Here is a 22,379-nt window from a genome sequence, read left to right on the forward strand (position 1 = left end):
GTGCGGAGGGCCGCCACCGCTCCCCCTAGAATGAGCCGCGATGCCAACCAATGACGTCCGTGGTCCCTTCCAATGGGCGCTGGTCGTCCCCGTCGCAGCGGTGCTCCTGCTCATCGCCACGTGGTCCCGCCACGAACACTGGCTGGTGCTGGTCCTGATCGCCGGCGCCCTGGTGAGCTCGGTGATCGCCGCGGTGCACCACGCGGAGGTGGTCGCCCACAAGGTCGGTGAACCGTTCGGCTCGCTGATCCTCGCCGTCGCCGTCACGGTGATCGAGGTCGGCCTGATCGTGATGCTGATGATCGGCGGCGGCAGCGGCGCGAGCACCTACGCGCGCGACACGGTGTTCGCGGCGCTGATGATCACCCTCAACGGCATCGTCGGCATCTCGCTGCTGGTCGGCGCCCTCAAGCACCACCTGGTCAGCTTCAACCCCTCCGGCACCGGCTCCGCGCTGAGCACGGTGATCACGCTGGCCAGCCTGACCATGGTGCTCCCCGCGTTCACCACCTCCGGTCGCGGCCTGGAGTTCTCGGCCTCGCAGCTGACCTTCGCCGCCATCGCCTCGCTGGTGCTCTACGCCGGCTTCGTGTTCACCCAGACCGTGCGGCACCGCGACTTCTTCATCCCGGTGAGCTCCGACGAGCACGGCGTCATCACCGGCCTGCTCGACGAGGACGGCGACGGGCACGCCGACCCGCCGACCACCCGGGAGGCCTGGCGGAGCGTGGCGCTGCTGGTGGCCTCGCTGGTCGCGGTGGTCGGCCTGGCCAAGATGCTCTCCCCCACCATCGAGGACGCCGTCGAGGCGCTCGGCTTCCCGTACGCCGTGGTGGGCGTCGTGATCGCGCTGCTCGTGCTGGCCCCGGAGTCGATCTCCGCGGTGCGCAACGCGGCGCGCGACCGCGTGCAGATCAGCCTCAACCTGGGCTACGGCTCCGCGATGGCCTCGATCGGCCTGACCGTCCCGACGATCGCGATCGCCACGATCTGGCTGGAGGGCCCGCTGGTCCTGGGCCTGGAGCCGGTGCAGATGGTGCTGCTCGCGATCACCGTCGTGGTCTCGGTGCTCACCGTCGCCCAGGGCCGGGCGAAGGCGCAGCAGGGCGTGGTCCACCTGGCGCTGCTGGCGGCGTTCCTGTTCCTGTCCGTGCAGCCCTGACCCGGCCGCCCCTGAGCGGGCTGTGCCGGGGCGGGCCGTGCCTGGGCGGGCTGCGGCCCGGGCTCAGCGCCCGGCGAGCACCCGCACCGGGCGCGACGGCATCACGTAGCGCGTCGGCGCCGGGGTCGCGGTGCGCAGGTGGATGTTCTGCAGCAGGCCCACGGCGAGCAGGCCGGCGAACATCGAGCTGCCGCCGTAGGACACGAACGGCAGCGGGACGCCGGTGACCGGCATGATCCCCAGGCACATTCCGATGTTCTGGAAGGCCTGGAACCCGAACCAGCACGCGATGCCCGCCGCCGCGACGCGACCGAAGAGGTCCTCGCTGCGGTAGGCGATGACCAGCGCGCGCCACAGCACCACGCCCAGCAGGCAGACGAGCAGCCCGGCGCCGACCAGGCCCAGCTCCTCGCCGGCGACGGTGAAGATGAAGTCGGTGTGCTGCTCGGGGACGAAGCCCGAGCGGGTCTGGGAGCCGTCGAAGAGTCCCTGGCCGAACAGCCCGCCGTTGCCGACCGCGATCCGAGCCTGCTCGACGTTGTAGCCGGCCCCGCGCGGGTCGAGGCCGGGGTTGGTGAAGGCCATGAACCGGTCGATCTGGTAGTCCTTCAACAGCCCGGCCAGCACGGCGCCGGTCGCGACCGCCACGCCGGTGCCGGCCAGCAGGGCCAGCCAGCGCCGCGGGGCGCCGGAGGTGGCCAGGATGCCGAAGACCGTCGCGGTCAGCACCAGCATCGTGCCGAGGTCGGGCTGGAGCATGATCAGCGCCGCCGGGACCGCGGCGACCAGGAGCATCAGGCCCACCTCGACCGCGCCGACGCGTGCCTGCCAGCGACCGGCGGCGCGCTCGGCGAGCACGAGCGCCATGCCGATGATCACCGCCAGCTTGGCGAACTCCGAGGGCTGGATCGACATGCCCCCGATCACCAGCCACGAGCGCGAGCCGTTGATCGTGGAGCCCATCACGAGCACCAGCACCAGCCCCACCACGGAGGCGAGGTAGACCAGCGGCGCGAGCATCCGCACCCAGCGGTGCTCGACCGCCGTCACCAGCAGCATCAGCACCAGGCCGATCGCGACGTTGACCAGGTGCCGGCGCAGGTACGCCGTGGAGTCGCCGCCGGTGAGGACGTCGCGCGAGGAGGTCGCCGACCAGACCAGCAGGGTGCCCATCGTGACCAGGGCGAGGACGGCCACCATCAGCAGCCAGTCGATGCGGGGCGCGCGGAACCCGCCGGCGCCGGAGACCGGGCCTGCGTGTGCGGAGAACGGGCCGGAGAGATGCGGGATGCTCACCGCTGGTCCTTCCTCGAGGCGGCCGGCGCGGGCGGCAGGATCGAGCCGTCCTTGGTGAACGTCGGCAGGCTGCTGGGCGGGACGCTGCCCGGGATCGCGGCCTTGCCGGGCTTCACGACGCTGCCCTCCACGCCGTACAACGCCTCGTAGATGCGCCGCACGGAGTCGCCGTTGCGCCCCGAGCCGGTGCCACCCTGGCTGACCATCATCACCACGACGTAGTCGTCGGTGTAGGTCGCCAGCCACGAGGTCGACTGCTTGCCGTAGACCTCGGCCGAGCCGGTCTTGGCGCGGATCCGCACCTCGTCGAGGGGGAAGCCGATCAGCTTCCAGCTCATCGTGCCGCGGGTGCTGACGCCGGTCAGCGCGTTGTCGATGTAGTCGAAGACGCTCTTCGGGAGGTCCACGGTGCCGTTCTTGCGCGGCTTGATCTCGCGGATGACCTCGCCGGACGGGTCGACGATCGCCCGGCCGATGCGCGGCGCCCACAGGGTGCCGCCGTTGGCCAGGGCGGCGTACGCGCGCGCCAGCTGGAGCGGGGTGACGATGGTGTCGCCCTGGCCGATGGCGAAGTTGACGGCGTCGCCGGCGCGGTAGGCGAAGCCCTCGATGCAGAACTCGCGGGCGAACTTGTAGACGAAGTCGGAGGTGTCGGCGTCCTGCGGCGCGTCCGCGATGCCGCAGTAGTAGTCCTTCATCGACTCGTAGTAGGAGCGCTTCCACTCCCGGTCCGCGATCCGCCCGGGAGCCTCGCCCGGCAGGTCGATGCCGGTCGAGGAGCCGAAGCCGAAGTGCTGGGCCTCCTCCACGAGCGGGTCCTTGGCGTCGACGTCGTCGACGTCGGAGCCGTAGCGCTGCCAGTAGTCGAAGCCGATGCGGTAGAAGAAGGTGTTGCAGGAGACCTCGAGGGCGCGGTCGAAGCCGACGTAGCCGTGCGCGCCGGACTCGTAGTTCTTGAAGTCGCGGTTGCCGACCCGGAAGGTCGGCGAGCAGTTCAGCCGGGTGTCGGTGGTGTAGCCGTTGGTGAGCGCACCGGCGGTCATGAACGGCTTCCAGGTCGACCCCGGCGCGAACTGGCCCTGCGTGGCGCGCCCCAGCAGCGGGGTGCCGGCGGCCTCGGAGTAGAGCCGGGCCAGCTGCTTCTTGGTGATGCCGCCGACCCAGACCTCGGGGTCGTACGTCGGCTGGCTGGCCATCGACACGATCCGACCGGTCTTGGCCTCCATCACCACGACCGCGCCGGAGTCGGCCTCGTAGAGGCGCCCGGTGACCGGGTCGACCTCGGTGCGTGCCCGGGCGAGGGTCTGGGCCAGCTCGCGCTCGACCACGCCCTGCACCTTGGCGTCGATGGTGGTGACCAGGGTCTTGCCGGGCTCGGCGTTGACCTCGCCGCTGTCGCCCAGCACCCGGCCCATCGAGTCGACGGCCACGCTGCGGTAGCCGGGCATGCCGCGCAGCCAGGTGTCGTACTGCTTCTCCACACCGGCGCGGCCGACGACCGAGGCGCCGTTGAGCGACTCGTCGCCGTCGGCGGTGGCGAGGTCGAACTCCTCCTCGGTGATCGGGCTGAGGTAGCCGAGCACGTGGGCGAGGTTGGTGCCGTGCGGGCGCGGGTAGTTGCGCACGCTCTGCTGCTCGGCGAGCACCGCCGGGAAGTCCTCCGGCTGCTCGAGCACCCGCAGCGCGATCTCCTGGGGGACGTCGGTGGCCACCGGGACCGGCTGGTACGGCGAGCCGTTCCAGCACACGCCCGGGATGCTGCCGCTCTCGCCGCAGGTGACGAGCTTCTTGCGCACCTGCGGCACCCGCAGGTCGCTGATCTCCGCGACCCGGCCGAGCAGCACGTCCTGCTGGCGCTCGGTGAGCTTGCCCAGCACGGTGCGGTCGATCGAGAGCACCCAGGTGGTGCGGTTGGTGACCAGCGGGCGGCCCTGCGCGTCCACGATCAGCCCGCGCTGGGGCTGCACCACGATCTCGCGCACCGACTGCGAGGCGGCCTGCGCGGTGTACTGCTCGCCGCTGACCACCTGGATGTAGTAGAGCCGGGCCAGCAGGGTCGCGAACAGCGACAGCACCAGCACCTGGATCACGATCAGGCGCATCCGGCTGCGCCGCGAGCCCTCGGCGGAGGCGGCCATCAGCGCACCGCCCCGTCGCCCACCGCGGGCCTCATGCCGGCACCCGGTTCGGCTGGAGGCGGCGGAAGGCGCCCATCACCAGGGGCAGCACGAACGGCGTGAGCAGCACGTCCCACACCAGCGCGATCCCGATCACCTGGAGCAGCTCCCCGACGCCGAGCACCGGGTCGCGCAGCACCAGGCCGGTGAGCGCGAACACCGAGGTCCCGACGAAGGAGCAGGCCGCGACGGTGGCCACGACCGACACCGCGGTGGGCCGGACGTCCTGGCGCACCCGGCCGGCGACGTACCCGACGACGACGAGGGCCAAGGCCCAGCGCCCGGCGAGGTGGTCGGCCGGCGGGGCCAGGTCGAGCATCAGCCCGGCCACGAAGCCCAGCACCATCGCGAACTCGGCGCCGCGCACCAGACCGGCGCCGACGACCAGCAACAGGCACAGGTTGGGCACCACGCCGGCCCAGGACAGGTGGGAGAAGAACGTCATCTGGAGCACCAGGGCGAGGACCGCCCCGACGAACGCGACCAGCGCGCGGACGAGGGTCATCGCATGCTCCCGTCGGCCTCGATCACCGCGCGGTCGCTCTCGCTGCCCGAGGGCACCACTACGCCGACGACGTCGAGGCTGGCGAAGTCGACGTAGGGACGCACCACGGCGCGCTGGGAGGAGTCGCGGACGTTGGAGAACACCGCGGTCACCTCCCCCACCGGGATGCCGGAGACGTACGGCGCGCCGTTGCGGCTGCCCCAGGTGACCACGGCGTCGCCGCTGCCGGGGACGACCGCCTCGTCGAGGAGCTCGAGGTCGAGACGGGCCTCGTCGCCGAGCGCGCCGCGCCCGTGCAGGAAGCCGATCTCCATGCTGGAGCCGATCCGCCCGCCGACGACCGACTCGGGGTCGATCGCGAGCAGCACGGTCGCGGTCGTGCGGGTGACCCGCAGGACCCGACCGACCAGGCCGTCGTTGTTGACCACGGTCATGTCGGCGCGCAGCCCGGCCTCGGAACCGGCGTCGATGGTCACGGTGGCGGAGAAGGACTGGGAGGGACCGAGACCGACCACGCGGGCCGGCACCAGGGCGTAGCCGAGGTCGGAGGCGGCGCGGGTCAGCCCGTCGTACTCGGCCAGGCGGTTGCGGTCGTAGTCGGCGGTGCTGACCTGCGAGCGCAGGCGCGCGTTCTCCGCCTCGAGGGCGTCGATCTCACCGCGCAGGTCGCCGTGGCTGCGGAACCAGTCCGGGATCGAGACGAAGGGGCGCAGCAGCGCGGACGCGCCGACCTCGACCGGGCCGATCACCTCGCCGAGGGCGCGGCGCGCGGGCTCGACGACGGGGTCGGTCTGCTGGTCGAGGGTCATCAACGTGACGCAGGCCAGGACGAGGGCCACCGCCACCGAGCGGCGCGGACCCCGGGGACGCTCGAGGTCGCTGGCGCTGCGCCAGCGGCGCTCGCGGGACCGGCGCTGGTCGAGCCCGTCGAGCGCCATCAGAAGCGCCTCGGCTCCGAGACGAGCACCTGCTGGAGCGCCTCGAACTCCTCGACGCACTTGCCCGCGCCGAGGGCGACCGAGCTGAGCGGGTCCTCCGCGACGTGGACCGGCATCCCGGTCTCGTGGCGCAGCCGCTCGTCGAGGCCGCGCAGCAGCGCGCCGCCGCCGGTGAGCACGATGCCGCGGTCCATGATGTCGCCGGCGAGCTCCGGCGGGGTCTGGTCGAGGGTCGCGCGGACTGCATCGACGATGGCGTGCAGCGGCTCCTCGAGGGCCTGGCGGACCTCGGCGCTGGAGACCACGACGGTGCGCGGCAGGCCGGAGATCATGTCGCGGCCGCGGATCTCGGCCTCGGGCTCGTCGGGCAGCGGGAAGGCCGAGCCGAGGGTCATCTTGACCTCCTCGGCGGTGCGCTCCCCGAGCATCAGGGAGTACTCCTTCTTCATCCACGCCACGATGGCGGCGTCGAGGTCGTCGCCGGCGGTGCGCACGCTCAGGCTGGTCACGATGCCGCCCAGGGAGATGACCGCGACCTCGGTGGTGCCGCCGCCGACGTCGACGACCATGTTGCCGGTGGCCTGGTGCACGGGCAGCCCGGCACCGATCGCCGCGGCCATCGGCTCCTCGACGATGTAGACCTTGCGGGCGCCGGCCTGGTAGCCGGCCTCCTTCACCGCGCGCTGCTCGACGGCGGTGATGCCGCTGGGCACGCACACCACCATCCGGGGCTTGGCGAAGTAGCGCCGCTTGTGGACCTGCTGGATGAAGAAGCGCAGCATCTGCTCGGTCGCCTCGAAGTCGGCGATGACGCCGTCCTTCAGCGGGCGGATGGCCGCGATGTTGTCGGGGGTGCGTCCGATCATGCGCTTGGCCTCGTGGCCGACCGCGAGGATCTCGCCGGTGCTGGCGTTGAGGGCGACCACGCTGGGTTCGTCGAGGAGGACGCCCTTGCCGCGGACGTAGACCAAGGTGTTGGCGGTGCCGAGGTCGACTGCCATGTCCCGGCCGAAGAAGCTGTTCGCCATGGGGTGCCGCCGCTTTCGGATGGTGCTGGTGGGGAAGAGTCTTCAGGCTACGAAGCCGCGACCCACCGAAACGGGAGGACACGCGGCCCGCCCCCGCCAATTGCGCGAGTCGGCGCTCGTGGCGTGCCGCGTCGGCACGCGTCGACGACGTCGGGCCGGCACGCAGCGCGTGCCGGCCCGACGTACGGCGGGGCTCAGAGCTCGGGGAACCAGATGCCGATCTCGCGCGCGGCCGACTCCGGGGAGTCCGAGCCGTGCACGAGGTTCTCGCGGTTCGACAGCGAGTAGTCGCCGCGGATGGTGCCGGGGGCGGCCTTGCGCCCGTCGGTGGCGCCGTTGATGGCGCGGACGACCTCGATCGCCTCGTCGCCCTCGAGCACGAGCGCGACGAGGGGTCCGCTGGTCACGAACTCGCGCAGCGGCGGGTAGAAGTCCCGCTCCACGTGCTCGGCGTAGTGCTGGTCGGAGATCTCCGCGCCGATGTGGCGCAGCTCCATGGCGACGATCGAGAGACCCTTCGCCTCGTAGCGGCCGAGCACCTCGCCGACCAGGCCACGGCTGACGGTGTCGGGCTTGAGGAGGACCAGTGTGCGCTGCGTCATGCGCCAAGCCTATCCCCCGCATCGCGCCCCGCCCGTCCGCTCACGCGGACGTGGGCGCCACCCGGGCCAGGAGGTCGTCCGGCACCTCCCCGCGGGCGTCGGCGTCGGGCACCGGCGTCTCCCACACCCGGCGTACCGGCAGGTGCCCGCCCCAGGTCCCCGCGGCGACGTCCTCGGGGTCGTCGACCGGTCCGCCGGACCGCACCTTCATCGACGCCTCCGCGAGGGGTACGGCGAGCACGGCGGTCGCCGCCAGCTCCTTGCGGCTGCTGGGGCGCAGGGTCGCCGCCCGGCCGGGCACCAGGTGGTCGACGATGCCGTCGAGGGCACGCGCCCGCTCAGCCTCCGCCACGACCTCGCGGGCGATGCCGATCACCACCGCGGAGCGGTAGTTCATCGAGTGGTGGAACGCCGAGCGCGCGGTCACCACCCCGTCGACCTCGGTGACCGTGACACAGAGCGTGGCGCCGACCGCGGCGCGCAGCCAGCGGGCGGCGACCGAGCCGTGCAGGTAGAGCGTGCCGCCCGCGTCGGGGCCGTCGGGGTCCACGGCGTACGCGCGGTGCGGGCGGTGGGCGAGAGCGGGAGCGTCATGGGTCTATCGTCGACGCCCAGTGGCCCGTCGTCATGGGCCAATCCGAACCCAGAACGACAGGACACTGATGACCCGGACACCTGGCGCTCCCGCTCTCCCGGTGGCCCTCGACCGCGGGGCGGGGACGCCGCTCGGCACCCAGCTCGCCGACCAGGTGCGCACCCGGATCACCTCCGCGACCCTCGCGGCCGGCACCCGGCTGCCCAGCAGCCGCGCCCTGGCCGCCGAGCTCGGGGTGGCCCGGTCGGTCACCGAGCAGGCCTACGCCCAGCTGGTCGCCGAGGGCTGGCTGGAGGGCCGCCACGGGTCGGGGACCTTCGTGTCCGCCACTCCCCCGCTCGCCGCGCCGCGACCGGCGTCGCGCCCGGCCCGCGACGAACCGCCGCTGCTGCGGCTCAGCACCGGGACGCCGTGGATCGATCCCGCGCACGCCGCGCTGTGGCGCCGGGCCTGGCGCGAGGTCTCCGCCGCGCGCCCGCCGGCCGGGTACGACGACCCGCGCGGCCTGCGCGAGCTCCGGGTGGCGCTGGCCGAGCGGCTCGCCCACGTGCGCGGCGTGGTCTGCGACCCCGACGAGGTCCTGCTCACCGCCGGCACCACCGAGGGGCTGCGGCACGCGCTGGGCGCCCTGCCACCCGGGCCGGTCGCCGTGGAGGACCCGGGCTACCGGGCCGCGGCGGCCACCGTGGCCGCGACCGGGCGCGCCCTCCACGACGTACCGGCCCTGGAGGTGCCCGACCTGACCGGCACGGTGGCCGTCTACGTCACCCCGGCCCACCAGCACCCGCTCGGGCGCACCATGCCGGGTGCGCACCGGGCCGCGCTGCTCCGCGAGGCGCGCCGCGCGGACGCGCTCGTGATCGAGGACGACTACGACTCCGAGCTGCGCTACGACGTCGCGCCGGTGCCGGCGCTCGCGGGGCTCGACCGCGAGCGGGTCGTCTACCTCGGCACCGCCAGCAAGTCCGTCGCGCCGAGCATGCGGCTCGGCTGGCTGGTGGCCCCCGACGGGGTCCGCGAGCACGTCGAGCGCGAGCGCGCGATCACCCACGACTCACCGCCGTGGCCGGTGCAGCGCGCGCTGCTCGCCCTGCTGCGCGACGGCTACGTCGACAAGGTGGTCCGCTCCGCGCGCCGGGTGTACGCCGAGCGCGCGGCGCGGGTGGTGGGCGCGCTCGCGCCGTACGGCGAGCTGACCGGGCCGGTCGCGGGGATGTACGCGACGTTCGTGATGCCCGAGGAGCAGGCCCGTGCGGCGCACGCCGCCGGGCGCGCCGCGGGGTACGACGTACCGCTGCTGGCCGACCAGTGCCGCACCCACGTCCAGCACGGCCTGGTCGTCGGGTTCGGCGGCTCGCTCACCGACCGCCAGCTCGACCACGCGCTGGCGGTGACGACCCGGGCGCTGCGCGGCTGAGGCAGCGCCACGAGCGCCGACTCGGCGAGGAGGGACGGGTCAGGCGGTGGAGGCGGGGCCAGTGGGGCCGGCGTCCTCGCCGGACTCCTCGCGGGCGTCCCAGGCGGCCCAGGCGGCGGCGCGCTCGGACTCGATGCGGCGGCCGAGGAAGTAGGCGGTGCCCCACAGCACCGCGAAGATCGCGCCGAGGAAGAACATCATCGGGACGACGAAGCCCAGCCCGATCGCGGCGACCTGCACGACCCAGCCCGCACCGTAGGCCCACTCGCGGCGCAGCATCCCGGCCAGCAGCAGGCAGACGACGGTGAGGCCGACCCCGACCGCGATGGCGACCGAGGCGTCGACGTCGGAGACCATCACCATCACCGGCGTCGTCAGGCCGAGGACGACCGCCTCGAGGCCGAGGATCGCCGCGCACATGCCGCGGCGCGGGGAACGGGTCCGCTCGGGGTTCACGGACGTCTCGTCGCTCACTTGGGTCCTCCCAGCAGGGTGCGGGCCTCGCCCACGGTGATGACCGACCCGGTGACCAGCACCGCGCCGGTGCCGACGGAGGAGCGTCCCTCGCCGGACTCGGCCAGCCCGGCGGCGACGTCGAGCGCGTCGGCCAGCCTCGGCACGACGCTGACCCGGTCCTCGCCGAAGATCTCGCGGGCGATCTCGCCCAGCGCCTCGGGGTCGGTGGCGCGGTCGGTGCTCGCCCGGGTGCACACGACGTGGGCCAGGCGCGGCTCCAGCGCGGCGAGCAGCCCCTCGGCGTCCTTGTCCCCCATCACCCCGACGACCCCGATCAGCGGGTCGAAGGCGAAGGAGTCCTCCAGCGCCGCGCCGAGCGCCTCGGCGCCGTGCGGGTTGTGCGCGGCGTCGAGCACGATCGTGGGCGAGCGGCGCACGACCTCGAGGCGGCCCGGCGAGGTCACCTCGGCGAACGCCCGGCGTACGACGTCGTCGGCCAGCGGCTCCTCGCCGCCGATGAAGGCCTCGACCGCGGCGAGCGCGACGGCGGCGTTCTGCGCCTGGTGGGCGCCGTGCAGCGGGAGGAACAGCTCCTCATAGCGCCCGCGCAGGCCCTGGAGCGTCACCAGCTGGCCGCCGACGGCCGGGACCCGGTGCAGCACACCGAACTCCATGCCCTCGCGGGCGACCTTGGCGCCGACCGCGGTGGCCCGCTCGAGCAGCACGACGGCGACGTCGGGCTGCTGCTCGGCGATGACGACGGTGGAGCCAGGCTTGATGATCCCGGCCTTCTCGACGGCGATCTCGGCCGGCGTCCCGCCCAGGTAGCGGGCGTGGTCGAGCGCGATCGGGGTCACGACCGCGACCGCGCCGTCGGCGACGTTGGTGGCGTCCCACGAGCCGCCCATCCCGACCTCGACGACGGCGGCCTCGACCGGGGCGTCGGAGAACGCGGCGAAGGCCATCGCGACCACGACCTCGAAGAACGACAGGGGGTGCTCGGAGGCGGCGTCGACGAGGTGGGTGTAGGCCGCGACGTCGTTGAACGCGCGCACGAAGTCCTCGTCGCTGAGCGGCTCGCCGTCGATGCTGATCCGCTCGCTCATCCGCTCGACGTGCGGGCTGGTGAACCGACCCGTGCGCAGGTCGAGGGCACGCAGCAGGGTGTCGATCATCCGCGAGGTGGAGGTCTTGCCGTTGGTGCCGGTCAGGTGGATGACGGGGTAGCTGTGCTGCGGGTCGCCGAGCAGGTCGACGAAGGCGCGGATCCGGTCGAGCGAGGGCTCGAGGCGGGTCTCGGGCCACCGGGACAGCAGGGCGTCCTCGACCTCGTCGAAGGTCCGGGCGAAACGTGGCCCGTCGGGGGCATCGGGGGTCTGGCTCATCGCGGCACGAGTCTAGGCGCCCCGACCGCGTGGCCCCGCGGCGCGGCCCGGGTCGGCGCCGGCGCCCGCCATCGACAGCCGTCCGCAACCCGTCCGCGCGGACGCGAGACAAAAAGGAGAACACGTTCTAGGTTGACCGCCATGCAGACCACCGTCGCGCTCGTCGAGTCTCCCGGCCAGGACTTCGCCCTCACCGAGGTCGACCTCGACGAGCCCCGGCCCGACGAGGTGCTGGTGCGCATCGTCGCCACCGGGCTGTGCCACACCGACCTCACGATGCGCACGATGCTGCCGGCCGAGATGTTCCCGAACGTCTTCGGTCACGAGGGCGCCGGCGTCGTCGAGCAGGTCGGCGCCGAGGTCAGCGGCATCGCGGTCGGCGACCACGTGGTCCTCAGCCTGCGCTCGTGCCGCACCTGCGCGGCGTGCCGGGCCGGCCACGTCGGGCACTGCGAGCAGACGCTGGTGCTCAACTACCTGGGCTACCGCCCCGACGGCTCCACCACCCACCACCGCGACGGCCAGCCGGTGCTCGGGTCCTTCTTCGGCCAGTCCTCGTTCGCCCGGCACGCGATCGCCCACCAGGACAACTGCGTGGTCGTGGACCCCGCGCTCGACCTGACCCTGCTCGCGCCGTACGGCTGCGGGTTCCAGACCGGCGCGGGCACGGTCCTCAACGTGCTGCGGCCCGAGCCGGAGGACAGCCTCGTCGTGCACGGCGTCGGCGCGGTCGGCCTGGCCGCGGTGGCCGCCGCCCTCGCCGAGGGCGTGCGCACCGTGGTCGCCGTCGACCTGGTCCCCGCCCGCCTCGAGGCCGCCGCCGCGATGGGCGCGATCCCGCTCGACCCGGCCTCCCTCGAGGGCACGACACTCGTGGAGCGGCTGCGCGAGCTGACCGGCGGCGGCGCGCGCCACGCCATCGACACCACGGCCGTCCCGGCGGTGGTCCGCGAGGCGATGCAGGCCCTCGGCCCGCGCGGCACCCTCGTCGCGCTCGGCCTGGGCGCCGAGGAGTACGCCGTGGACGCCGTCGACCTGCTCCAGGGCGGCAAGACCCTCACCTCCTCGATCGAGGGCGACTCCGACCCGCTGGAGATGGTGCCGCGGCTCATCGACCTGCACCGGGCCGGCCGCTTCGACCTCGACCACCTGGTGACGACCTACCCGTTCGCCGACATCAACAAGGCCGTCAACGACCTCCACGAGGGCCGGGTGATCAAGGCGGTGCTGGTCTGGTGAGCCTCGCCGCAGCGGATCGGACCAGTCCCGGCACGGCTCGATAGGATATACACCTCCTCGACGAGAGGAGTCCGGCATGCGTCTGGGCGTGGTGATGGGGACGGGGCACGGCACCGCCGGCGCCACCGGACGGCTGGTCGAGGACCTGGTCGAGCGGATGCGCCGCGAGGGCCCGGTCGAGGTGGGGAGCGTCGCCACCGACGACCTCGGGCTCGGGCCGAGCTGCCCGGCCTGCCTGTCGTGCATGACCGAGGGCGAGCAGGCCTGCCCCTCCTACGACCGCGCGGCACCGGCCCGCACGGTGATGGACGAGGCCGACCTGGTGCTCTTCGCGACCCCGGTGCACTCCTTCCACGTCTCGGCGACGATGAAGCGCTTCGTCGACCACTTCGCCTACCTCATCCACCGCCCGGCGTACGTCGGCAAGCCCGCCGCCCTGCTCTCCACGGCCGCGGGCGCCGGCCACGACGCCGCGCTGGGCTACCTGCAGACCGCGGTACGCCGCTGGGGCTTCCACACCGTCGGTCAGCTCGGGGTCAACGGGCCGGGCCTGGCCAAGGCGCCGTACCGCGCCAAGGTGGACGCCGCCCTCGACGAGCTGGCCTCCTCCCTGCGCGCCGCCGCGACCGACCCGGTCGAGCCACGCCCCACCACCGCGGACCTGATCGGCTTCCGGGTGGCCCGGCTGCTGGTGGAGGGCGGTCGCGAGGAGGGCCCGGTCGACGCGGCGTACTGGCACGAGCGCGGCTGGTTCGACGCCGACTGGTTCAGCGACGCCCCGGTCCCCCGCGTGCCCAACCGCATCGCGGCGATGGTCGAGAAGAAGATCCGCAAGGGCATCGCGGAGGGCTCCGCCAAGCCCTACCGCGGCTGAGCCGCACCGGCGACCGGGCCGACCACCAGCTCGACCACCTCGGCGACCTGGCGGTAGCCGATCGCCGGGTACAGCGCGTTGGCGACCGGGTTGGCCCGGTCGGTGAACAGGCAGCAGCGCTCGCCGCGGCCCTGGAGGTCCGCAGAGACCTCCGCGACCGCGCGGCGGGCGTAGCCGTGCCCGCGGTGCTCCTTCGGGGTGTAGACGGGCCCGATCCGGGTGACGCCGTGGGCCGGCAGCGTGGTCGCGGTGAGGTGGACCGGCACCCCGTCCTCGTCCTCCCACAGCCACACGACGCCGTCCTCGATGCGGGCGCGGAGCTCCTCGCGCGTCAGCGCAGCCGCACCGCCGGGCACCGGCGCGCGCCCGGCCTGCTCGTCGGCGTCGGAGTCGAAGGCGACGAACCACGCCCGGACCAGGTCGGTCTCGCCCGCCTCGGCGCGGCGCAGCCGTCCGGGCGGGGCCGGCGGCAGCACCACCTCGCCGAGCTCGAAGAGCCGCTGGTGCTCGTGCACCCGCGCCACTCCACCGGCCAGCCGCGCGGTCTCCTCGGCCACCACGCGCGCCGCCGGCAGCGTGCCGTTGACCTGCTCGACCACCTCGCCGCGCGCGTGCAACGTGCGGGCCAGCGCGAGCGCCGCCTCCTCGGGCATCGCCAGCACGAACGGCGGGTACGGCGCGAAGGGCGCGGTCCGCATCGCCGCTCCGACCACCACCCCCTCCGCGTCGCGGGCAACCGCCCACCAGCGGAAGGGCAGGTCGCGCCCGCCGATCCCGCGCGCCATCCGCTCCGCCACGGTCGCCACGACCGTCGACACGACGGGGTCCGCGGCAAGGTGGGGGCCCGCCGCGGCGAGGAAGGCGGCGGGGTCCTCGGTGAGCTCCAAGGTGGTCGGCACCACCGCAGTGAGCCACCACGGTGCCCACGATCACAACCGGTTTTCGCAGGTGAGGTCGCTCGATCTAGGATTTCGCCATGACCGAGACCCAGCAGGACCAGGCCCCAGACACGACCAGCGCCCCCCGCGCGGTCGTCGTACCGGAGAAGCCTGCGCTCGAGGGCCTCGAGGGCCGGTGGTCGCAGCGCTGGAAGGAGCAGGACACCTACGCCTTCGACCGCACCCAGCCCCGCGCCAACGTGTACTCCATCGACACCCCGCCGCCCACGGTCAGCGGCAGCCTGCACGTGGGCCACGTCTTCTCCTACACCCACACCGACCTGATCGCGCGCTACCAGCGCATGCAGGGCAAGTCGGTCTTCTACCCGATGGGCTGGGACGACAACGGCCTGCCCACCGAGCGCCGGGTGCAGAACTACTTTGGCGTGCGCTGCGACCCCTCGCTGCCCTACGACCCCGACTTCACCCCGCCGGCCAAGCCGGACCCGAAGCGCCAGGTCCCGATCAGCCGGCCGAACTTCGTCGAGCTGTGCGAGCGCCTGGTCGTCGAGGACGAGCAGGTCTTCGAGTCGCTGTGGCGCACCCTGGGCCTCTCGGTGGACTGGAAGCAGCACTACACGACCATCGGCCCGAAGGCGCAGACCGCCAGCCAGCGCGCGTTCCTGCGCAACTTCGCCCGCGGCGAGGCCTACCTGCAGGAGGCGCCGACCCTGTGGGACGTCACCTTCCAGACCGCCGTCGCCCAGGCCGAGCTGGAGGCCCGTGAGTACGCCGGCGCCTACCACCGCGTGGCCTTCCATCGCCCCGACGGCACCCCGATCCACATCGAGACCACCCGCCCCGAGCTGATCCCGGCCGTGGTCGCGCTGATCGCGCACCCCGACGACGAGCGGTACGCCGACCTGTTCGGCACCACCGTCACCAGCCCGGTCTTCGGCGTGGAGGTCCCGGTCCTGGCGCACCCGGCCGCGGAGATGGACAAGGGTGCCGGCATCGCCATGTGCTGCACCTTCGGCGACCTCACCGATGTGCAGTGGTGGCGCGAGCTGCAGCTCCCGGTGCGCACCGTGATGGGCCGCGACGGCCGGCTGCTGCGCGAGACCCCCGAGTGGCTCGCCCACGAGCCCGCCGCCTCGGCGTACGCCGACCTGGCCGGCAAGACCGCCTTCAGCGCCCGCGAGGCGATGGTGGCCAAGCTGCGCGAGTCCGGTGACCTGGACGGCGAGCCGAAGCCGACCCAGCGGATGACGAACTTCTACGAGAAGGGCGACAAGCCGCTCGAGATCGTCGCCACCCGCCAGTGGTACATCCGCAACGGCGGCCGCGACGCGGCGCTGCGCACCGAGATGGTCGAGCGCGGCGAGGACATCACCTGGATCCCCAGCCACATGAAGCACCGCTACGACAACTGGGTCGGCGGGCTCAACGGCGACTGGCTGATCTCGCGCCAGCGCTTCTTCGGCATCCCGTTCCCCGTCTGGTACCCCCTCGACGCCGACGGCGAGCCGGACTACGCCCACCCGCTGCTCCCGACCGAGGCGGAGCTCCCGGTGGACCCCTCCACCGACGCCCCCCGCGGCTACGAGCCCGAGCAGCGCGGCAAGCCCGGCGGCTTCGTCGGCGACCCCGATGTGATGGACACCTGGGCGACCTCGTCGCTGACCCCGCAGATCGCCGGCGGCTGGGAGTCCGACAACGACCTGTTCGAGCGGGTCTTCCCGATGGACCTGGCCACCCAGGCCCACGACATCATCCGCACCTGGCTGTTCGCGCGGGTCGTGCGCTCGCACTTCGAGCACGGCACCACCCCGTGGACCCACGCCCTGATCTCCGGCTTCGTGGTCGACCCCGACCGCAAGAAGATGTCGAAGTCCAAGGGCAACGTCGTCGTCCCGACCCAGATCCTCGACAAGTTCGGCGCCGACGCGGTGCGCTGGCGTGCCGCGATGTCGCGCCCCGGCCTGGACTCGCCGTTCGACGAGAGCCAGATGAAGGTCGGTCGTCGCCTGGCGATGAAGGTCCTCAACGCCTCGAAGTTCGTCATCGGCGGCGTCGGCGCGACCGAGCTCAACGCCTTCCAGGTCTCCGAGCCGCTCGACTGCGCCCTCCTGGGCCGTCTCGCGCTGGTGATCCGCAAGGCGACCGAGGCCTTCGACGCCTACGACTACACCTCCGCGCTGGAGACGGTCGAGAAGTTCTTCTGGGAGTTCTGCGACGACTACCTCGAGCTGGTCAAGGAGCGCGCGTACGCCGAGGACGGCGGCGCCGCCACCGCGTCGGCCAAGGCCACCCTGGCGATCGCGCTCGAGGTCCAGCTGCGGCTGCTCGCGCCGTTCCTGCCCTACGTGACCGAGGAGGTCTGGTCGTGGTGGCGTGAGGGCTCGGTCCACCTCGCCTCGTGGCCGACCGAGCTCGACCTGGGCGCCGCGGCCGCGGCCGACCCGGCCACCGTCGACGCCGTCGCCTCGGTGCTCGCGGGCATCCGCGGCGCGAAGTCGCAGGCCAAGGTCTCGATGCGTGCCGAGCTCTCCCGCGTGGAGGTCTCCGGTCCCGCCGCGCTGGTCCGTGCGGCCGCGCTGGCCACCGAGGACCTGCGCAAGACCGGCAAGATCACCGGCGAGCTGGTGTTCACCGAGTCCGCGGACGCCGGCGAGATCAGCGTCTCCGCCGAGCTCGCACCCGTGGTCGAGCAGGGCTGAGCCCGCTCCCCCGCCGCACCCGATGAGGGCCGCGGCCGGCCGGGACGCCTCGCGTCCTAGTGCCGGCCGTGGCCCTTGCCGTGGGTGGCGTGGCCCTTCGAGTGGCCCTTCCCGTGGCCCTTCGAGTGGCCCTTCCCGTGGCCGCCCTTGGCGTGGCCCGGGTGGCCGCTCGTGGAGTGGCCCTTGCCGTGACGCTTGTCGTCGTGGCCCTTGCCGTGGCGGTGACCGTGGCCATGGGCGTGTCCCCTGCCGCGGTCCTTCTCGTGACCGTGGGCGTGGTCAGGGCGCCCGGGTGCCGGGTCGCGCGGACCGCGGTCCGGCTTCGGGTCGCGCACGACGGCGACCGCCGGCGCGGGGGCCTGGGTCTGCATCTGCGCGCCGTCGCGCGAGCGGTCGCCGGAGCGGTCGGTGTCCCCGCCCCGCGGGCGGGTGCGGGCCTCCTGGGCCGGAGCGGAGCCGGGCCCGGAGGCCACCTCGCGCTCGGGAGCCGGTTCGGCGGCACGGCGCGGGGTCACGTCGTCCCGGCTCGCCTCGGCGAGCTCGGCGCCCGCGATCACGACCGCGGGGGCGACCTCGAGGAGGCCGCGCAGGGCGTCGCTGCGGACGCCGTGGACGACCACGAGCGCGGAGGCCACCATCACGACCAGGAACGCGACCAAGGGACGCCTGTGCTCGTCGCTCAACGATCTCCTCCGCCGGCGTGGGTCCACGAGCTGCCCATCCTTCCGGAGGACCGGCGAGGCATCGAGCCCGGGCGCGGGTGGTCTGTACCGCGGCCCGCGCCCGGCTCGGATCCGCTCAGGCGGACTTCTTCTTCTTCTCCGCGGCGCGCGGCACCAGGGTGGGCGCCACGTCGTCGGAGACGACCTCGCCGGTCACGATGACCTTCGCGACGTCCTCGCGCGAGGGGACGTCGTACATCACGTGGAGGAGGACCTCCTCGATGATGGCGCGCAGGCCACGGGCGCCGGTGCCGCGCTCCATCGCCTTGTCGGCGATCGCGGCGATGGCGTCGTCGGTGAACTCCAGCTCGACGCCGTCGAGCTCGAAGAGCTTCTGGTACTGCTTCACCAGGGCGTTGCGGGGCTCGGTCAGGATCTGCACCAGCGCCTCCTGGTCGAGCTTGGTGACGCTCGCGATCAGGGGCAGGCGGCCGATGAACTCGGGGATCAGGCCGAACTTGGTGAGGTCCTCGGGACGCACCAGCGCCAGCAGGTCGTCGGCCTCGCGCTGGGTCTCGCCGCGGACCTCCGCGGTGAAGCCGAGAGTCTTCTTGCCGACCCGCTGCTCGATGATGTGCTCGAGCCCGGCGAAAGCGCCGCCCACGATGAACAGGATGTTCGTCGTGTCGATCTGGATGAACTCCTGGTGCGGGTGCTTGCGCCCGCCCTGCGGCGGCACCGAGGCGGTGGTGCCCTCGATGATCTTCAGCAGCGCCTGCTGGACGCCCTCACCGGAGACGTCGCGCGTGATCGAGGGGTTCTCCGCCTTGCGGGCCACCTTGTCGATCTCGTCGATGTAGATGATCCCGGTCTCGGCCTTCTTGACGTCGTAGTCGGCCGCCTGGATCAGCTTGAGCAGGATGTTCTCGACGTCCTCGCCGACGTAGCCGGCCTCCGTCAGCGCCGTGGCGTCGGCGATGGCGAACGGGACGTTGAGCATGCGGGCCAGCGTCTGGGCGAGGTAGGTCTTGCCGCAGCCGGTCGGTCCCACCACGAGGATGTTGGACTTCGCGACCTCGACGGCCTCTTCCTTGCTGTGCTTGCCCGAGGCGGGCTGGAGGCCGGCCTGGACGCGCTTGTAGTGGTTGTAGACCGCCACCGCGAGCGACTTCTTGGCCTGTTCCTGGCCGATCACGTAGGAGTTGAGGAACTCGAAGATCTCGCGGGGCTTGGGCAGCTCCTCGAGGCTGACCTCGGCGCCCTCGCTCAGCTCCTCCTCGATGATCTCGTTGCACAGGTCGATGCACTCGTCGCAGATGTAGACCCCGGGGCCTGCGATCAGCTTCTTGACCTGCTTCTGACTCTTCCCGCAGAAGGAACACTTCAACAGGTCGCCACCGTCACCGATTCGTGCCACGGACGGTCATCCTCCTCAACGCGAGCGAAACTTCGACGACGGTACCCCGTGCCGGCCCCGGACTGGGGACCGGACACGGAGCACCGACCTGGTGTGTGCGATCAGGCGGTGAGGACGGGGGTCTTCAGCGACTCGAGCACCGAGTCGATCAGGCCGTACTCGACCGCGGCGTCGGCGGTGAGGATCTTGTCGCGCTCGATGTCGCGGCTGACCTCCTCGATCGGCCGGCCGCTGTGCTTGGCGAGCATGGCCTCGAGCAGCTCGCGCATCCGCAGGATCTCGTTGGCCTGGATCTCGATGTCCGAGGTCTGGCCGAAGGTGCCCTCGGTGTAGGGCTGGTGGATCAGGATCCGGCTGTTCGGCAGCGCCAGGCGCTTGCCGGGCGCACCCGCGGCGAGCAGGACCGCGGCGGCCGAGGCCGCCTGGCCGATGCACACCGTCTGCACGTCGGGCTTGATGAAGCCGATCGTGTCGTAGATGGCCGTCAGCGCGGTGAAGGAGCCGCCGGGGCTGTTGATGTAGATGCTGATGTCCTGGTCGGGGTTCATCGACTGCAGGCACAGCAGCTGGGCGATCACCGCGTTGGCGACGTCGTCGGAGATCGGGGTGCCGAGGTAGATGATGCGGTCCTCGAACAGCTTGGCGTAGGGGTCGATGCGGCGGACGCCGTACGACGTGCGCTCCTCCCACTGCGGGATGTAGTAGTTCATCGACGGGCTCAGCTCGGGGCTGTGGGTGCCCTGGGGGGTCTGCGACATGGTGTCAGTCCTTCGTGTGGGCCGGGCGGCCGTCGTCGGCGGCTTCGCGGGCGCTCTTGACGACCTTGTCGACCAGGCCGTACTCCAGCGCCTCCTGGGCGGTGAACCAGCGGTCGCGGTCGGCGTCCGCCTCGACCTGCTCGACGCTCTGGCCGGTGTGCTCGGAGATCAGCTCCAGCAGCACCTTCTTGATGTGCAGCGACTGCTGGGCCTGGATCTTGATGTCCGAGGCGGAGCCGCCCATGCCCGAGGAGGGCTGGTGCATCATGATCCGCGCGTGCGGCAGGGCGTAGCGCTTGCCCTTGGTGCCGGCGCAGAGCAGGAACTGCCCCATCGAGGCGGCCAGGCCCATCCCGACGGTCGCCACGTCGTTGGGGATGTAGTTCATCGTGTCGTAGATGGCCATGCCGGCGTCGACCGAGCCGCCGGGGCTGTTGATGTGCAGGAAGATGTCGGCCTCGGGGTCCTCCGCCGAGAGCAGCAGCAGCTGGGCGCAGATCGCGTTCGCGTTCTGGTCGCGGACCTCGGAACCGAGGAACACGATGCGCTCGCGGAGCAGACGCTGGTAGATGTGGTCGTCGAGGACGTTGATGCCGCCGCCACCGCCCATCTGGTGGTCGTACGAGGGGCTCGAGTTCTGGGTCACGCTGCGACCCTAGCCCGTGGGACAGACAGTTCCACGGACTATCCCCCGCTGTTCGCCGACAGCGGATTTCGCGCCGGCCCGAGGTGGGGGGCGAGGCGGGTCGTTCCCTGTCACGCGGCAGCCCCGGCCCGCCCCGGACGCGCCAGCGCCCTCCCGGTTGGACCGGGAGGGCGCTGGCGGGGTGGTACGGGGAGGCTCAGGCCTCGGCGGGCTTCTCGGCCTCGTCGGCGGAGTCGGCCTCGTCGGCGTCCGCTGCCTCGGCAGCCTCGTCGGCGGGCTCACCGATCGAGCCGTCGGGGCGCAGGTTCTTCATGTCCACCACGTTGCCGGAGGCGTCCTTGACCACGGCGGCCTCGACCAGGGTCGCGAGCGCCTTGCCACGCAGGATCTCCTGCACGAGGTCGGGGATGTGGTTGTGCTCCACCATGTGGTTGACGAACTCCTGCGGGTCCTGGCCGGACTGCTGGGCGCGTCGGATCATGTGCTGGGTGAGCTCGTTCTGATCGATCCCGAGCTCCTCCTTCTTCGCGATCTCGTCCAGGATGAACTGGGCGGCGACCGCGTCGCGGACCCGGCGCTCGAGGTCGGCCTCGAACTCGTCGATGGTCTGGCCCTCGTCCTCGAGGTACTTCTCCATCGTGATGCCGGCGTAGGCGAGCTGCTGCTCGATGTTCTGGCGGCGCGCGTTGAGCTCGTCGGTCACGATGCCCTCGGGCAGCGGGATCTCGACCTTCTCCAGCAGCGACTCGAGGACGGCGTCGCGGGCGGCGGCGGCCTGCTCGAGGCGCTTGCCGCGACCGAGGCGCTCGCGCACGTCGACGGTGAGCTCCTCGGCGGTGTCGAACTCCGAGGCGAGCTGGGCGAACTCGTCGTCGTACTCGGGGAGCTCCTGCTCCTGCACCTGGGAGACCTTGACCGCGACCTCGACGGACTGGCCGACCAGGTCACCGCCCACGAGCTCGGAGGTGAAGACCTTCTCCTCGCCGGCCGCGAGGCCCACCAGGGCCTCGTCGAGGCCGTCGATCATGCCGCCGCGGCCGACCTGGTAGGACATGCCGCTGACCTCGGCGCCGTCGACGGTCTCGCCGTCCTTGGTCGCGACCAGGTCCAGCACCACGAAGTCGCCGTCGGCGGCGGGGCGCTCGACGTCGCGCAGGGTGGCGAAGCGCTCACGCAGCGCCTTGACCTGCTCCTCGACGTCCTCGTCGCTGACCTCGATGTCGTCGACCTCGGCCTCGAGGCCGAGGTAGGCCGGCAGCTCGATCTCGGGCTTGACGTCGACCTCGGCGGTGAACTCGAGGGTCTCGTTGTCCTCGAAGCGGGTGACCTCGATCTCCGGCTGCGCGAGCGGCTGGAGGGAGTTGGCCTCGAGCGCCTCCACGTACTTCTTCGGGAGCACCTCGTTGACGGCCTCGTCGAGCACCGCACCGCGGCCCACCTGACGGTCGATGACCATCGGGGGCACCTTCCCGCGGCGGAAGCCGGGGACGTTGATCTGCTGGGCGATCCGCTTGTACGCCGCGTCGAGGCTCGGCTTGAGCTCCTCGAAGGGCACCTCGACGGTCAGCTTGGCCCTGGTCGGGCTCAAGGTCTCGACGGCGCTCTTCACAGGCTGTCTCCTGTC

Annotated in this window: 20 protein-coding genes; 5 read left to right on the forward strand and 15 right to left on the reverse strand. The window is 72.4% G+C overall.

Annotated features, from left to right (window positions below; all coding sequences use genetic code 11):
• The first annotated feature begins 40 nt into the window (after positions 1-40).
• Complete coding sequence (locus HOQ23_RS13135) at positions 41-1,162, forward strand: calcium:proton antiporter (RefSeq protein WP_172215055.1); 1,122 nt, start codon at positions 41-43, stop codon at positions 1,160-1,162.
• Between the two features lie 63 nt (positions 1,163-1,225).
• Here the strand turns inward: HOQ23_RS13135 and rodA are convergent, their stop codons facing one another.
• From rodA to HOQ23_RS13170, 7 genes are all read right to left on the reverse strand, one after another.
• Positions 1,226-2,458, reverse strand: a complete 1,233-nt coding sequence (gene rodA / locus HOQ23_RS13140; protein ID WP_367650490.1) for a rod shape-determining protein RodA — start codon at positions 2,456-2,458, stop codon at positions 1,226-1,228.
• A complete protein-coding gene (gene mrdA, locus HOQ23_RS13145; RefSeq protein ID WP_172215056.1) occupies positions 2,455-4,596 on the reverse strand; it encodes a penicillin-binding protein 2 in 2,142 nt (713 codons plus the stop codon). Before mrdA ends, rodA begins: the two co-directional genes overlap by 4 nt.
• A 31-nt stretch (positions 4,597-4,627) precedes the next feature.
• Positions 4,628-5,140, reverse strand: coding sequence for a rod shape-determining protein MreD (gene mreD, locus HOQ23_RS13150; protein WP_172215057.1), 513 nt, complete (start codon positions 5,138-5,140; stop codon positions 4,628-4,630).
• Complete coding sequence (gene mreC, locus HOQ23_RS13155) at positions 5,137-6,078, reverse strand: rod shape-determining protein MreC (protein WP_172215058.1); 942 nt, start codon at positions 6,076-6,078, stop codon at positions 5,137-5,139. Before mreC ends, mreD begins: the two co-directional genes overlap by 4 nt.
• On the reverse strand, positions 6,078-7,106 hold the full coding sequence (locus tag HOQ23_RS13160; RefSeq protein WP_172215059.1) for a rod shape-determining protein: 1,029 nt from the start codon (positions 7,104-7,106) through the stop codon (positions 6,078-6,080). The genes mreC and HOQ23_RS13160 overlap by 1 nt, the downstream gene beginning before the upstream one ends.
• Before the next feature lie 194 nt (positions 7,107-7,300).
• On the reverse strand, positions 7,301-7,708 hold the full coding sequence (ndk, locus tag HOQ23_RS13165; RefSeq protein WP_172215060.1) for a nucleoside-diphosphate kinase: 408 nt from the start codon (positions 7,706-7,708) through the stop codon (positions 7,301-7,303).
• Between the two features lie 40 nt (positions 7,709-7,748).
• A complete protein-coding gene (locus HOQ23_RS13170; RefSeq protein ID WP_172215061.1) occupies positions 7,749-8,258 on the reverse strand; it encodes a pyridoxamine 5'-phosphate oxidase family protein in 510 nt (169 codons plus the stop codon).
• A 112-nt stretch (positions 8,259-8,370) separates the two neighbouring features.
• Between HOQ23_RS13170 and HOQ23_RS13175 the strand changes: the two genes are divergently transcribed.
• Positions 8,371-9,720 carry a PLP-dependent aminotransferase family protein gene (locus HOQ23_RS13175; protein WP_172215062.1) on the forward strand — a complete coding sequence of 450 codons (1,350 nt, stop codon included), beginning with the start codon at positions 8,371-8,373 and terminating at the stop codon, positions 9,718-9,720.
• Between the two features lie 39 nt (positions 9,721-9,759).
• Here HOQ23_RS13175 and HOQ23_RS13180 read toward each other — a convergent pair whose 3' ends face one another.
• Together HOQ23_RS13180 and HOQ23_RS13185 are read right to left on the reverse strand one after the other, a co-directional pair.
• Positions 9,760-10,194, reverse strand: coding sequence for a DUF4233 domain-containing protein (locus HOQ23_RS13180; protein WP_367650491.1), 435 nt, complete (start codon positions 10,192-10,194; stop codon positions 9,760-9,762).
• Entirely contained in the window at positions 10,191-11,561 is a 1,371-nt protein-coding gene (locus tag HOQ23_RS13185; RefSeq protein WP_172215063.1) for a folylpolyglutamate synthase/dihydrofolate synthase family protein, read from the reverse strand. Before HOQ23_RS13185 ends, HOQ23_RS13180 begins: the two co-directional genes overlap by 4 nt.
• A gap of 141 nt (positions 11,562-11,702) precedes the next feature.
• Here HOQ23_RS13185 and HOQ23_RS13190 point away from each other — a divergent pair, with 141 nt between their 5' ends.
• Positions 11,703-12,800: an NAD(P)-dependent alcohol dehydrogenase gene (locus tag HOQ23_RS13190; RefSeq protein ID WP_172215064.1), complete on the forward strand. Its 1,098-nt coding sequence runs from the start codon at positions 11,703-11,705 to the stop codon at positions 12,798-12,800.
• A gap of 76 nt (positions 12,801-12,876) precedes the next feature.
• Complete coding sequence (locus HOQ23_RS13195; protein WP_172215065.1) at positions 12,877-13,674, forward strand: flavodoxin family protein; 798 nt, start codon at positions 12,877-12,879, stop codon at positions 13,672-13,674.
• On the opposite strand, the gene HOQ23_RS13200 is transcribed toward HOQ23_RS13195, so the two are convergent.
• Positions 13,662-14,573 carry a GNAT family N-acetyltransferase gene (locus tag HOQ23_RS13200; RefSeq protein WP_216654194.1) on the reverse strand — a complete coding sequence of 304 codons (912 nt, stop codon included), beginning with the start codon at positions 14,571-14,573 and terminating at the stop codon, positions 13,662-13,664. The genes HOQ23_RS13195 and HOQ23_RS13200 overlap by 13 nt on opposite strands.
• A 77-nt stretch (positions 14,574-14,650) precedes the next feature.
• On the opposite strand from HOQ23_RS13200, the gene valS reads away from it, so the two are divergent.
• Complete coding sequence (gene valS / locus HOQ23_RS13205; protein ID WP_172215066.1) at positions 14,651-17,272, forward strand: valine--tRNA ligase; 2,622 nt, start codon at positions 14,651-14,653, stop codon at positions 17,270-17,272.
• Positions 17,273-17,328: 56 nt separating this feature from the next.
• Here the strand turns inward: valS and HOQ23_RS13210 are convergent, their stop codons facing one another.
• The 5 genes from HOQ23_RS13210 to tig all read right to left on the reverse strand — a co-directional run bounded on the left by HOQ23_RS13210 (position 17,329) and on the right by tig (position 22,364).
• Complete coding sequence (locus HOQ23_RS13210) at positions 17,329-17,955, reverse strand: hypothetical protein (protein WP_172215067.1); 627 nt, start codon at positions 17,953-17,955, stop codon at positions 17,329-17,331.
• Positions 17,956-18,070: 115 nt separating this feature from the next.
• On the reverse strand, positions 18,071-19,351 hold the full coding sequence (clpX, locus tag HOQ23_RS13215; protein WP_172215068.1) for an ATP-dependent Clp protease ATP-binding subunit ClpX: 1,281 nt from the start codon (positions 19,349-19,351) through the stop codon (positions 18,071-18,073).
• A gap of 101 nt (positions 19,352-19,452) precedes the next feature.
• Positions 19,453-20,109, reverse strand: a complete 657-nt coding sequence (locus tag HOQ23_RS13220; protein ID WP_301539785.1) for an ATP-dependent Clp protease proteolytic subunit — start codon at positions 20,107-20,109, stop codon at positions 19,453-19,455.
• Between the two features lie 4 nt (positions 20,110-20,113).
• Complete coding sequence (locus HOQ23_RS13225; protein ID WP_172215139.1) at positions 20,114-20,719, reverse strand: ATP-dependent Clp protease proteolytic subunit; 606 nt, start codon at positions 20,717-20,719, stop codon at positions 20,114-20,116.
• A gap of 232 nt (positions 20,720-20,951) precedes the next feature.
• Positions 20,952-22,364: a trigger factor gene (gene tig, locus HOQ23_RS13230; protein WP_172215069.1), complete on the reverse strand. Its 1,413-nt coding sequence runs from the start codon at positions 22,362-22,364 to the stop codon at positions 20,952-20,954.
• Positions 22,365-22,379: the final 15 nt, after the last annotated feature.

The organism is Nocardioides sp. zg-DK7169 (assembly GCF_013155365.1).
Classification (GTDB): Bacteria; Actinomycetota; Actinomycetes; order Propionibacteriales; family Nocardioidaceae; genus Nocardioides.